Annotated in this window: 8 protein-coding genes; 7 read left to right on the top strand and 1 reads right to left on the bottom strand. The window is 73.8% G+C overall.

Going from position 1 to position 12610, the window contains the following annotated elements:
• The first annotated feature begins 112 nt into the window (after positions 1–112).
• From AB5J87_RS08930 to AB5J87_RS08905, 6 genes are all read left to right on the top strand, one after another.
• Entirely contained in the window at positions 113–2314 is a 2202-nt protein-coding gene (locus tag AB5J87_RS08930; protein WP_369375832.1) for a glycogen debranching N-terminal domain-containing protein, read from the top strand.
• A 218-nt stretch (positions 2315–2532) separates the two neighbouring features.
• A complete protein-coding gene (locus AB5J87_RS08925; protein WP_369375830.1) occupies positions 2533–3303 on the top strand; it encodes an NUDIX domain-containing protein in 771 nt (256 codons plus the stop codon).
• Positions 3304–3713: 410 nt separating this feature from the next.
• Positions 3714–5735: an ATP-binding cassette domain-containing protein gene (locus AB5J87_RS08920; protein WP_369375828.1), complete on the top strand. Its 2022-nt coding sequence runs from the start codon at positions 3714–3716 to the stop codon at positions 5733–5735.
• A 105-nt stretch (positions 5736–5840) separates the two neighbouring features.
• Complete coding sequence (locus AB5J87_RS08915; RefSeq protein ID WP_369375826.1) at positions 5841–6782, top strand: FadR/GntR family transcriptional regulator; 942 nt, start codon at positions 5841–5843, stop codon at positions 6780–6782.
• Between the two features lie 350 nt (positions 6783–7132).
• Positions 7133–8674, top strand: coding sequence for an RNA polymerase sigma factor (locus AB5J87_RS08910; protein ID WP_369375824.1), 1542 nt, complete (start codon positions 7133–7135; stop codon positions 8672–8674).
• A gap of 153 nt (positions 8675–8827) precedes the next feature.
• Positions 8828–9664 (top strand): trypsin-like serine protease, encoded by an 837-nt coding sequence (locus AB5J87_RS08905; protein WP_369375822.1) that lies wholly within the window; start codon positions 8828–8830, stop codon positions 9662–9664.
• 97 nt (positions 9665–9761) lie between these two features.
• On the opposite strand, the gene AB5J87_RS08900 is transcribed toward AB5J87_RS08905, so the two are convergent.
• Positions 9762–9992, bottom strand: a complete 231-nt coding sequence (locus AB5J87_RS08900) for a hypothetical protein (protein ID WP_369375820.1) — start codon at positions 9990–9992, stop codon at positions 9762–9764.
• 433 nt (positions 9993–10425) lie between these two features.
• On the opposite strand from AB5J87_RS08900, the gene AB5J87_RS08895 reads away from it, so the two are divergent.
• Positions 10426–12546 (top strand): type IIA DNA topoisomerase subunit B, encoded by a 2121-nt coding sequence (locus AB5J87_RS08895; protein ID WP_369375818.1) that lies wholly within the window; start codon positions 10426–10428, stop codon positions 12544–12546.
• Positions 12547–12610 lie beyond the last annotated feature (64 nt).

Below are 12610 nucleotides of genomic sequence, written 5' to 3'. Positions count from 1 at the left end.
GGGCGTGTCGCTCCGTGACCCGTGCGCGGCCCGCCGCGTTCACCGGTTGGGCGCGGCCCACCGGCCGTCCGCCCGACCGAAGAACGTGGCCGGAGCGCTCGGAAGGCAACGCATGACCATCAACGTCCCTCCCCGGGCGCCCGACGGGGCGGACCCTGGGGAGACGGGGCCGTGGAGCGGCCCGGCGCGCGGGGCGGCGCCCGGTGCCGGGCCACGGTCCGAGAGGGGTCCGGCACCGGGGCCCGGCGGGCCGGGAGCCCGCCCCGGAGCGGGCACGCGTCCCGCTCCCGGCCCGGCGGCGGGAAGGCGCGGTGCGCCGGGCCCCGCCGGCCCCGGCGCGGCCGGACCGCCCGCGACCGGATTCGGTGGACCGCCCCCCGTCCACGGCGCCCTGATCTCCGTCGCCCTCCCGGGCCTCGTCGTCTCGGCCGAGCACGGCCAGCTCACCGGACACGGCCTGGAGGGCTTCTACCGCAACGGCCGGCGGCTGCTCGCGCGCTGCCAGCTGAAGGTCGCCGGGCGGGAGCCCATCGCCCTCCAGGGGCGGCCGATATCGGCCGACCGCGCGCGCTTCTCCGCGGTGGTCCGCACCCCCTGGGACAGCGGCCCGGACCCGGAGATCGCGATCGAGCGGCTGCGCCGGGCCGACGGGAACGAGCGCATCACCCTGCGCAGCTCCGCGCCGCGCCCGCTCCGGCTGCCGGTCGAGATCGCCCTCGGCACCGACCTCGCCGAGCTGGGCGCGGTGGCGGCGGGCCGGGCCGGACCCGAACTGCCGGGCAGCGTCCACGACTCGGGGATGCGCTGGACCGCCCCCGGCCCGCCGGGCACACACGCGGTGGTGAGCGCCCACCCGCCCCCGGCCGACGCCCTGGCCTCCGCGGGTGTGCTGCGCTGGGAGGTGGAACTGCCCCCGGGCGGGGCGTACACGATCGAGCTGCACATCCGCACGGACCGCGCGGCCCGGCCGCCCGGCCACGCCGCGAGCCATCCGCTGCCGCAGGCGGAGGCCGAGGGCGACGACAGCAGGGTCGCCCCCTTCTTCCGGAGCGGCCTCGACGACCTGCGGGCGCTGCTGGTGCGCGACCCGTCCCACCCGGTCGACGTGTACGCGGCGGCGGGCGTCCCCTGGCGCACCGGCCCGGCCCCGGCCGAGGCGCTCTGGGCCGCCCGGATGGCCCTGCCCCTCTCCACCCGCCTCGCCGCGGCGACCCTGCGCGCGGTCGCCCGCACCCAACTGACGTCTCCGGGGCGGGAGTTCGGGCGGCTGCCCGGCCCGGTCCGGGACGCCGGGCCGCATCTGCCGCCGAGCTGCACCGGAGTCGAGGCCACCCTCGCCTTCCCGGTGGTCCTCGCGGAGGCGCGCCGCTGGGGGCTGCCCGAGTCCGAGGTGGCGGAGCTGCTGCCGACGGCGGAGCGGTGCCTGCGCTGGCTGCGCGCGTGCGCCGGGGACGGCTGGCTCGGCGAGCCGGGCCCGGCCGCGGGCGTGGTGCGGGCCGAGACCCAGGCGCACGCCCACCGGGCCGCCGTGCTCGGCGCGGAGCTGCTGCGGGAGTGCGGGCGCCCCGGCGCCGAGGAGTGGACGGGCTGGGCGGCGGCGCTGCGCGAGCGGTTCCGGACGGAGTTCTGGGTCGACGACCTGGCCGGAGGCCGCCCGGCCGCGGCCCGTACCGCCGACGGCCGCCCGGTCCCGGCGCTGTGCGCGGGCGCGGCCCACCTCCTGGACACCGGGCTGCTCGGCGCGGGCCGGCTCGCCCCCGGGCTGCTCGACAAGGTGCAGACGGAACAGCTCGCCCGGCTCCTGGGCGGCCCGGCGATGGACTCGGGCTGGGGCCTGCGCGGCCTCGGCACCAAGGAGCCGGGCCACAACCCGTTCGGCCACCGCGCGGGCGCGGTGCGGGTGTACGAGACGACGGTCGCCGTCGCCGGACTCGCCGCCGCCGGGTACGAGAAGGAGGCGGCCGGGCTGCTGCGCGGAGTGCTGGACGCGGCCGAGGCGTTCGGCTACCGGCTGCCCGAGATGTACGCGGGGGAGCAGCGCACCGCGGACGGCGCGCCCCTGCCGCACCCCTCCGCGTGCCGCCCGGCCGCCGTCGCGGCAGCCGCGCCGGTCCAGCTGCTGACGGCGCTGGCGGGCATCCGCCCGGACGCCCCGGCGGGCACGGTCGCGCTCTGCCCGGTCCGCTCGGCGCCGCTGGGCGCGGTGCGGCTGTCGGGTCTGAGCGTGGCGGGGGAACCCTTCGCCGTACGGGTCAGCAGGCTCGGCGTCGGCATGGTCGAGCAGGCCGCCGGCCGGCTCCAGTTGGGAGGCTGAGGGGAGTGCTGGGTGAATCGGGTACGGAGCAAGTCGCCGGGCGGGTCGCCGAGGGCGGGGTGCGGCCGGTGAGGAACCAGGCGCGGGGTGCCGGGCCGGGGCGGGAGGCGGGCGAGCCGCGCCCGGTGCGCGAGGGGCGCGGGGGGCCCGGGGAAGACGGCGGGACCGGGCGTGCCCGGGGGCGTGTTTATCGTCAGGGAGACGACTATGATCGCTCCATGTCGCCCTACGACCCGTCGGCCTTCCCGCCCTTCGCCGTGACCGTCGACCTGGTCGTGCTCACCGTGCGCCGCCACGCCCTGTGCGCGCTGGTCGTCCGGCGGGGTGAGCCCCCGTTCCAGGGGCGCTGGGCGCTGCCCGGCGGATTCGTGCGGGGCGACGAGGACCTGTCGGCGGCGGCGGCCCGCGAGCTCACCGAGGAGACCGGGCTGTGCGCCCAGGACCCGGCGGCCACCGCCCCGGCCCCGGGCAACGGCGCACATCTGGAGCAGCTCGCCACCTATGGCGATCCCCGGCGCGACCCCCGGATGCGGGTGGTCAGCGTGGCGCACCTCGCGCTCGCCCCCGATCTGCCGGCCCCCCGCGCGGGCGGGGACGCGCACAGCGCGCGCTGGGCCCCGGTCGAGGACCTGCTCAGCCAGGACGGCGGCTTCGGCCGCGAGGACGAACAGCCGGCGCCGCTCGCCTTCGACCACGCCCGGATCCTGGCGGACGGCGTGGAGCGGGCCCGCTCCAAGATCGAGTACTCGTCGCTGGCCACGGCGTTCTGCCCGGCCGAGTTCACGGTGGGGGAGCTGCGGCGGGTGTACGAGGCGGTGTGGGGCGTCGCCCTGGACCCCCGCAACTTCCACCGCAAGGTGACCGGCACCCCGGGCTTCCTGGTCCCGGCGGGCGGCACCACGACCCGCCAGGGCGGCCGGCCCGCCCAGCTCTTCCGCGCGGGCGGGGCGACCCTGCTGAACCCCCCGATGCTGCGCCCGGAGGTCTGAGGCCGCGGGTGGATCGGACGACCGCCCACCGCCGCTGTCCCGCCGGGTCCGGCCGCTGTCCGGCCCCGGGCGCGGCCGGGCGCGGACGGGCGCGTGCCCGGGGTGGTGCGCGCCGTTCGCCGTGTCCCAGGTGGTGCGCGCCCAGCGTGCGGGGGTGCGGGGTCGAGCCGGGGTGCGCTTTCGTACGCCGGTGGGGTGCCTCGGCGTGCCCGCCCGGTGAGCCGTTCCGCGCCTGACACCCGCTCCGGCGCTGACACCCGCTCCGGCGCTGACACCCGCTCCGGCGCTGACACCCGCTCTGGCGGCCTCGCATTACACAAATAATCCGAAATGTCGCGTTATGTTACTCCGGTACGCGCATCCGTCCTCCCGCCGTGCCGCCGAGCGGTCTCACCCCCGCGAGAGAAGCCATGCTCCAGGCCATCGGACTCACCAGCACACCCCGACGCGACCGTCCGCCCGAGGTGGACGACCTGACCTTCGAGGCCCGGCCGGGCCGGATCACCGCCCTGCTCGGCGCCCCGGGCTCCGGCAAGACCATGGCCCTGCGCCTGATGCTGGAGCTCGAACCCGGCCGGGGCGTCACCTACTTCAGGGGCCGCCCCCTGCACCGGGTCGCCCACCCCGCCCGCGAGGTCGGCACCCTGCTCGGCGACGTGCCGGGCCACCCCGCCCGTACCGTGCGGGGCCAGCTCCGGCTGATGTGCGCCGTCGCCGGGGTCCCCGCCGCGCGGGCCGAGGAGATGCTGCACGTGGTGGGCCTCGACGGCCTCGGCGACCAGCGGCTGGCGGGCCTCTCGCTCGGCATGGACCGCCGCCTGGGCCTGGCCGCGGCCCTCCTCGGCGACCCGCACACCCTCGTACTCGACGAGCCCGCCGAAGGTCTCTCGCCGCGCGACAACGGCTGGCTGTACGGGCTGCTGCGCGGCCACGCCGACCACGGCGGCACGGTGCTGTGCACCTTCAGCGACGCCAAGGAGGCGGCCCGGGTCGCCGACCGGGTGGTCACCGTGGACGGGGGTCGCCTGGTCGCGGACCAGGACGCGGTGGAGTTCACCCGCACCCGGCTGCGCCCGAGGGTGGCGGTGGCCACCCCGCACGCGGCCCGCCTGGGCGCGCTGGTCAGCCGCGAGGCACGGGCGGCCCGCCGCTCGGTCGAGGTGGTCGCGGAGGACGGCAGCCATCTGTCGGTCTACGGCACCACGTGCGCCGAGGTCGGCGAGACCGCGTTCCGCCACGGCGTGCTGGTCCACCGCCTCGCCGAGGAGTGCGGTGACACGGCCCTGCCGCCCGCCACCGCGTCCCCGGGAACCGCCCCCGCACCGCACGGGCTCCCGGCGCCCGCGCCCGCTCCGGCCGCCGGCGCCCCGGACGCGGGGCCGGCCCCACTCCCGCACCCGGCGAGCCACCCGGCTCCCGCTCCCGCACCGCGGGGCCTTCCGGCGTCCGGTCCCGTCACCGATGCCCCGAGCCCGCTCCCGCTCCCGTCGGCCGCCCCGGCGCCCGCCTCCGCACCGCGGGGCCTTCCGGCGTCCGGTCCCGTCGCTCATGCTCCGGGCGCGGGTTCGCTCCCGTCGGCCGCCCCTGCGGGCCACCCGGCTTCCGCCCCCGCCGCCCCCCATTCCGGTCCGCAGCGCCCGCTCATCGCCCCCGCCCCGCCCCGTGCGCCGCTGCGGCCGTTCCGGTACGAGGTGCGGCGGCTGCTGGGGGTGCGGACGCCTTACCTGCTGGCGATGGCGGTGCTCGCCGGGTCCGTGGTGGCGGCCGTGCTGCTCGGGCGGAGCGGGCACACCCCGCTGCCGCGCGTGGCCGTCGGCTGGCCGGGGCTGCTGCCGCTGCCGCCCGCCGCGTTCGGCGCGGGCGTGCTGGGCGCGCTGGCCTTCGGCGACGAGTACCGCTATCCCGCGCTCGCCGCCGACCGCGGCACCGTCCCGCGCCGGCTCGGCCTGCTCCTCGCCAAGCTCGCGGTGTCGGCCGCCGCGGCCCTCGCGCTGGCCGCGCTCACCCTCGTACTGGACGGCCAGGTCCTGCGCCTGGTGTACGGGCCGGACTTGGCGCGGATTCCGCCCGACTGGCCCTCGCTCGTGGCCGGTTGGGCCGGGCTCACCGTCGGCTGCGCCTGGGCCGGGCTGCTCGCCGCGGGCACCTTCCGGGCCACCGCGGCCGGGCTCGCCGCCGTCCTCGCGGTGCCCGTCGCCGTCGTACCCCTCGTACAGAAGGTGCTTTCGGGGCCGCGGCTGCACTCGGTGGCCGGGCTGCCGGCGCGGCTGCGGGACACGGCCCGGCTCGGCTGGCCGCGCCGGCTCGACGACTGGCTCTCGGCGGCGCTGCACCTGCTGGCCCGGCCGCAGGGCGCGGCGCTCGCGCTGTCGCTGGCCGTCCTGCTCTGCGCGTACGTGGCCATGGGCCTGCGGGCGAGGGCCCGTTGGTGACAGCGGGCGGCCGGGGCGCGCCCGCGATGCCACAACTCCCCAGGGAATGACCGCTTCTTTCCGATAAAGCGTCAATTGCGAGGGGTGCGGCGATCACCCTTTCGTGTGCTTTTCACCAAAGACCTCAAGGGCCGAGGAAGTCCGGCCGACAAAGGATGCGTGAGTACCCTTGCGCACACCATGATGACCACCGCCCGCGCCGCCGACACCGGCCTCGCAGGACCGGGCGAACTCGACCGCTACCCCTACGCGGAGGCGCGTGGCGCCGACCGCGTCTCCCTCCCGGCCTGGGACGGGGCCGAGGCGGACCTCGGCCGGGTGAGCCGCCGCGCGGCGGGCAGCCGCGGGAGAGGACTGCACGGCCAACTCGTCCAGCAGCTCGGCCAGATGATCGTCTCCGGCGACCTGGGCGCCGACCGTCCGCTCGTGCCCGAGGAGATCGGCCAGCGGTTCGAGGTCTCGCGCACCGTCGTCCGCGAGTCGCTCCGGGTGCTGGAGGCCAAGGGCCTGGTCAGCGCGCGCCCCAACGTCGGCACCCGGGTCCGTCCGGTCAGCGACTGGAACCTGCTGGACCCCGACATCATCGAGTGGCGCGCGTTCGGGCCGCAGCGCGACGACCAGCGCCGTGAGCTGAGCGAGCTGCGCTGGACGATCGAGCCGCTGGCCGCCCGGCTGGCCGCGGGGCACGGCCGCGAGGACATCCAGCAGCGCCTCGGCGACATGGTCGAGATCATGAGCCACTCCCTCTCCCAGGGAGACGTGATCACCTTCTCGCGGGCCGACGCCGAGTTCCACGCGCTGCTGATCCAGGCCGCGGGCAACCGCATGCTGGAGCACCTCTCCGGCATCGTCGGCGCCGCCCTCCAGGTCTCCGGCGGCCCGGTCACCGGCTGTGACCGCCCCTCCGAGACCGCGCTGACCCACCACGCCCGGATCGTGGACGCGCTGGCGACGGGCGACGGCGCGACGGCCGAGGCGTCGGTGCGCCAGCTGCTCACCGTCCACCCCGAGGTGGACCGCGTCGTCCCCGCGCCCCGCGAGCACTGACGGCGCGAGGCGGCCGGGGCGCGGGGACGCCCCGCCGTGTGCGGAAGGAACGCGCGTCGCCGGACCTCGGGGGTCCGGCGACGCGAATGGGGACGGTTTGTCCCGTGTAGGGGCTTCTGTCGCCAATGTGGTGTGACTCGGGCCACGCAGATTGGGCGTAACACTCTTCGAAACCGTGCGATGACCTAAGAGGTAACAGCCGAGGAAGGAATACAGCGACCGCTCAGGGCGCTGTCCAGCTCCGAGGCTCAGCCCGCGCCGTCGGCACAATCCCCAGCCGACGGTCGTCGGTCCCGACCCGATCATGGGTGGGACCGGAAGCCGTTTTCCATCGTTCCGAGAGGTTGTTCGTGTCGGCCAGCACATCCCGTACGCTCCCGCCGGAGATCGCCGAGTCCGAGTCTGTGATGGCGCTCATCGAGCGGGGAAAGGCTGATGGGCAGATCGCCGGCGATGACGTGCGTCGGGCCTTCGAAGCCGACCAGATTCCGCCAACCCAGTGGAAGAATGTTCTGCGCAGCCTCAACCAGATCCTCGAGGAAGAGGGTGTGACGCTGATGGTCAGTGCCGCGGAATCTCCCAAGCGCACCCGGAAGAGCGTCGCAGCGAAGAGCCCGGCGAAGCGCACCGCCACCAAGACCGTCGCCGCCAAGACGACCGTGACGAAGACCGTCGCGGCCACCGCGGCCCCGACGGCCGAGAGCGTGGACGTGTCGGCGGACGACGCCGAGGCGCCCCGCAGGACCGCCGCCAAGAAGACGGCGGCGAAGAAGACAGTCGCCAAGAAGGCCGTGGCCAAGAAGACGGCCGCGAAGAAGACCGCGGGCAAGAAGGGCGACGACGAGGCCCTGGAGGGCGAGGAGCTCCTCGAGGACGTCGCGCCCGGCAAGGACGAGGAAGAGCCCGAGGGCGAGAGCAAGGGCTTCGTCCTGTCCGACGAGGACGAGGACGACGCGCCGGCCCAGCAGGTCGCCGTCGCCGGTGCCACCGCGGACCCGGTCAAGGACTACCTGAAGCAGATCGGCAAGGTCCCGCTGCTCAACGCCGAGCAGGAGGTCGAGCTCGCCAAGCGCATCGAGGCCGGCCTGTTCGCCGAGGACAAGCTGTCGGCCGCCGACAAGCTCGCCCCCAAGCTCAAGCGCGAGCTGGAGATCATCGCCGAGGACGGCCGCCGCGCCAAGAACCACCTGCTGGAGGCAAACCTCCGACTCGTGGTCTCGCTGGCCAAGCGCTACACCGGCCGCGGCATGCTCTTCCTGGACCTGATCCAGGAGGGCAACCTCGGTCTGATCCGCGCGGTCGAGAAGTTCGACTACACCAAGGGCTACAAGTTCTCCACGTACGCCACCTGGTGGATCCGTCAGGCGATCACCCGCGCCATGGCCGACCAGGCCCGCACCATCCGTATCCCGGTGCACATGGTCGAGGTCATCAACAAGCTCGCGCGCGTGCAGCGCCAGATGCTCCAGGACCTGGGCCGCGAGCCCACCCCGGAGGAGCTGGCCAAGGAGCTCGACATGACCCCGGAGAAGGTCATCGAGGTCCAGAAGTACGGCCGTGAGCCGATCTCGCTCCACACCCCCCTGGGTGAGGACGGCGACAGCGAGTTCGGTGACCTCATCGAGGACTCCGAGGCGGTCGTCCCGGCCGACGCGGTCAGCTTCACGCTCCTCCAGGAGCAGCTGCACTCGGTCCTGGACACCCTGTCGGAGCGCGAGGCGGGCGTGGTCTCCATGCGCTTCGGCCTCACCGACGGCCAGCCGAAGACCCTGGACGAGATCGGCAAGGTCTACGGCGTGACGCGCGAGCGCATCCGTCAGATCGAGTCGAAGACGATGTCCAAGCTGCGTCACCCGTCGCGTTCGCAGGTCCTGCGCGACTACCTCGACTAGGTCGTATTAGTCCGTTCGTCGTACGAGCGCTGTGCGGCCGGGGCCCGGTTTCCGTCAGGAAGCCGGGCCCTTCGCGCGTGTCCGAGCGGGTGCGGGACGTCATCAGCTCGTTGACTCTGAGTGTGCTTGTGTCACCCGGAGTCAGGAGACCGTATGCGACGTCCCACCGTCCGAGCGCTGCGCGGGGCGCTGGCCCTCACGGCCGCCGCCACCGCAGTACCGCTCGCCGCCCCCGCCCTGCCGGCCTCGGCCGACAGCGTGGTGATCGGGGGCACTCCCGCCGCCGTCGAGAAGAGCCCGTACGCCGTGGCGCTCTCCAGCCGGCAGCGGTTCGGCTCCGGCCGGGCGGGCCAGTTCTGCGGGGGAGCGGTGGTGGCGCCCACCAAGGTCGTCACGGCCGCGCACTGCCTCAGCAAGGAGGTGCTCGGCGCCAACGGCGTGACGGACCTCAAGGTGATCGCGGGGCGCGACAAGCTGCGGGACACCGGGCACGGACGGGAGATCGCGGTGCGCGACACCTGGGTCAATCCGGCGTACGACCCCGGCGACAACGCGGGTGACCTGGCGGTCCTCACCCTGGCGGAGGCATTGCCGGACTCCTCCGTGATCGGGGTGGCCGGGCCGGGGAACGCCGCGTACGCGGCGGGCACCGCGGCGACCGTGTACGGCTGGGGGGACACTTCGGGCGAGGGCGCCTACTCCTCGGAGCTGCGCTCCACGCGGGTCCAGGTGTTCCCGGAGAACGTCTGTGAGCGCGCCTACCCGGGGAACTCGGAGGGCAGGTACGAGGGCGCCACCATGCTCTGCGCGGGCGATTCCGGGGGCGGCCACGACGCCTGCCAGGGCGACAGCGGCGGGCCGCTGGTGGCGCGGGGGCTGCTGATCGGCCTGGTGTCCTGGGGGAGCGGCTGCGGGCTCGCCGACCGGCCGGGCGTGTACACCCGTATGTCGGCGTTCACGGACCCGGGTCGCGGCACGGGCTCCCGGTAGCGGAGGCGGGCACCAGAACGGCGGCCACCCCCGCACGCGGGGGTGGCCGCCCGTCACCGGTCCTGGACCGGTACTGGCTCGTCGTCAGTGCGAGGTGTCAGCGATCCTCATCACCTGCGGTGTCGGGCACCGCCGTGAGGCGGTCCGTCTCGTCCTGTATCTCAGCGGCGATCTTCTTCAGTTCCGGCTCGAACTTGCGTCCGTGGTGAGCACAGAAGAGCAGTTCGCCACCGCTGGTCAGAAGGACACGCAGGTAAGCCTGTGCGCCGCAGCGGTCGCAACGGTCAGCGGCCGTCAGGGGGCTCGCGGGGGTCAGAACAGTAGTCACGTCGCCTCTTCTCTAGCTCGACGAGCTGTCGTACCAGGGTCAACATCCAACCAGGCCGAAAACGTTCCCGCTCGTGCCTTTTCCTCGAAACTTCTTGGTCAAGGTGGCTGTCTGCTGCCGGTTGGCGGCGAATGAGCCGTATTGCGTTGCTTTACGGTTTCGCGTTGCTTGTCTCGTTTGGCCCTCCCGGCGGGGTTGCCGGTTGTTCATGAGGACGTGCCCGGAGCCTAAATGGTTCATGCCTGGATGGGAACGTGATATCCGCATCACTCCAACGAGGGATCGAACACCCATGCGAGGCTGGACTAGCATTGAGTACGGCCGAGGGTGGCGTGACAAAGGCCCTACCAGGCATCGGTACCCTCTGACCGGCGACCGACGCCGACGCCCTACCCATCCGGGGCGAATTGAAATTCAGCGAGGAGCGAACTGCGTGACCGCCGAGACGTCCGTTCCGTCCACTGCGCTGCTGTCCGGCGCCGACCGGGACGGCTCCAACTACACCGCGCGGCACCTGCTCGTCCTTGAAGGTCTCGAAGCGGTCCGCAAGCGCCCCGGCATGTACATCGGCTCCACCGACAGCCGTGGCCTGATGCACTGCCTGTGGGAGATCATCGACAACTCCGTCGACGAGGCCCTGGGCGGGTACTGCGACTTCATCGAGGTGATCCTGCACGACGACGGCTCGGTCGAGGTGCGGGACAACGGCCGGGGCATCCCGGTCGACGTCGAGCCCAAGACGGGGCTGTCCGGCGTCGAGGTCGTCATGACCAAGCTGCACGCCGGCGGCAAGTTCGGCGGCGGCTCCTACGCCGCCTCCGGCGGTCTGCACGGCGTGGGCGCCTCCGTGGTGAACGCGCTCTCGGCCCGCCTCGACGTCGAGGTCGACCGCAACAGCGCGACGCACTCGATCAGCTTCCGCCGCGGCACGCCCGGCATGTTCACCGAGCAGGGCCCCGAGGCGCCGTTCGACCCCTCCAGCGGGCTGCTCAAGGGCAAGCGGGTGCCGAAGACCCGCACCGGCACGCGCATCCGCTACTGGGCGGACCGCCAGATCTTCCTCAAGGACGCCAAGCTCTCCCTGGAGACGCTGCACCAGCGCGCCCGCCAGACCGCCTTCCTGGTGCCCGGCCTGACCATCGTCGTCCGCGACGAGCGCGGCCTGGACGGCGAGGGCAAGACCGAGGAGACGTTCCGCTTCGACGGCGGGATCAGCGAGTTCTGCGACTACCTGGCGCAGGACAAGGGCGTCTGCGACGTCCTGCGGCTGACCGGCCAGGGCACCTTCAAGGAGACCGTCCCGGTCCTCGACGAGCGCGGCCACATGACGCCCACCGAGGTCACCCGCGAGCTGGCGGTGGACATCGCGCTGCGCTGGGGCACCGGGTACGACACCAACCTGAAGTCGTTCGTGAACATCATCGCCACCCCCAAGGGCGGCACCCACGTCACCGGCTTCGAGCGCTCCGTGACCAAGACCGTCAACGAGGTGCTGCGCTCCGCCAAGCTGCTGCGCGTCGCCGAGGACGACGTCGTCAAGGACGACGCCATGGAGGGCCTGACGGCGGTGGTGACCGTCCGGCTCGCCGAGCCGCAGTTCGAGGGCCAGACCAAGGAGGTCCTCGGCACCTCGGCGGCCAACCGGATCGTCGCCAACGTGGTCGCCAAGGAGCTGAAGGCGTTCCTGACCTCCACCAAGCGCGACGCCAAGGCGCAGGCGCGCGCGGTGCTCGACAAGATCGTGGCCGCGGCCCGGACCCGGATCGCCGCCCGCCAGCACAAGGAGGCCCAGCGCCGCAAGACCGCGCTGGAGTCCTCCTCGCTGCCCGCCAAGCTCGCCGACTGCCGCAGCGACGACGTGGAGCGCAGCGAGCTCTTCATCGTCGAGGGCGACTCCGCGCTCGGCACCGCCAAGCTCGCCCGGAACTCGGAGTTCCAGGCGCTGCTGCCGATCCGCGGCAAGATCCTCAACGTTCAGAAGGCGTCCGTCTCGGACATGCTGAAGAACGCCGAGTGCGGCGCGATCATCCAGGTCATAGGAGCGGGCTCGGGCCGCACCTTCGACATCGACGCCGCGCGGTACGGCAAGATCGTGCTGCTCGTGGACGCCGACGTCGACGGCGCCCACATCCGGATCCTGCTGCTGACCCTCTTCCAGCGCTACATGCGTCCGATGGTCGAGGCGGGCCGGGTCTTCGCCGCCGTGCCGCCGCTGCACCGCATCGAGCTCGTCCAGCCCAAGAAGGGCCAGGACAAGTACGTGTACACGTACTCGGACAACGAGCTGCGCCAGACGCTCCTGGAGTTCCAGCGCAAGGGCGTCCGGTACAAGGACTCCATCCAGCGCTACAAGGGCCTCGGCGAGATGGACGCCGACCAGCTGGCGGAGACCACGATGGACCCGCGCTTCCGCACCCTGCGCCGGATCAACATCGGCGACCTGGAGGCGTCCGAGCAGGTCTTCGACCTGCTCATGGGCAACGAGGTGGCGCCGCGCAAGGAGTTCATCACCAGCTCGGCGGCGACGCTGGACCGCTCGCGCATCGACGCCTGACCGCACAGAGCCTGACCGTATCGGCGGGGCCCGGGGACGTCCCCGGGCCCCGCCGCTGCACGGG

Source organism: Streptomyces sp. cg36 (assembly GCF_041080675.1).
Classification (GTDB): Bacteria; Actinomycetota; Actinomycetes; order Streptomycetales; family Streptomycetaceae; genus Streptomyces.
The sequence above is the reverse complement of the archived record's forward strand: the minus strand, read 5'-3'. Positions and strand labels throughout refer to the sequence as shown.

Coding starts and splice junctions, on each gene's coding strand:
- AB5J87_RS08930 (WP_369375832.1), top strand. CDS start 113: ATGACCATCAACGTCCCTCCCCGGGCGCCCGACGGGGCGGACCCTGGG.
- AB5J87_RS08925 (WP_369375830.1), top strand. CDS start 2,533: ATGTCGCCCTACGACCCGTCGGCCTTCCCGCCCTTCGCCGTGACCGTC.
- AB5J87_RS08920 (WP_369375828.1), top strand. CDS start 3,714: ATGCTCCAGGCCATCGGACTCACCAGCACACCCCGACGCGACCGTCCG.
- AB5J87_RS08905 (WP_369375822.1), top strand. CDS start 8,828: ATGCGACGTCCCACCGTCCGAGCGCTGCGCGGGGCGCTGGCCCTCACG.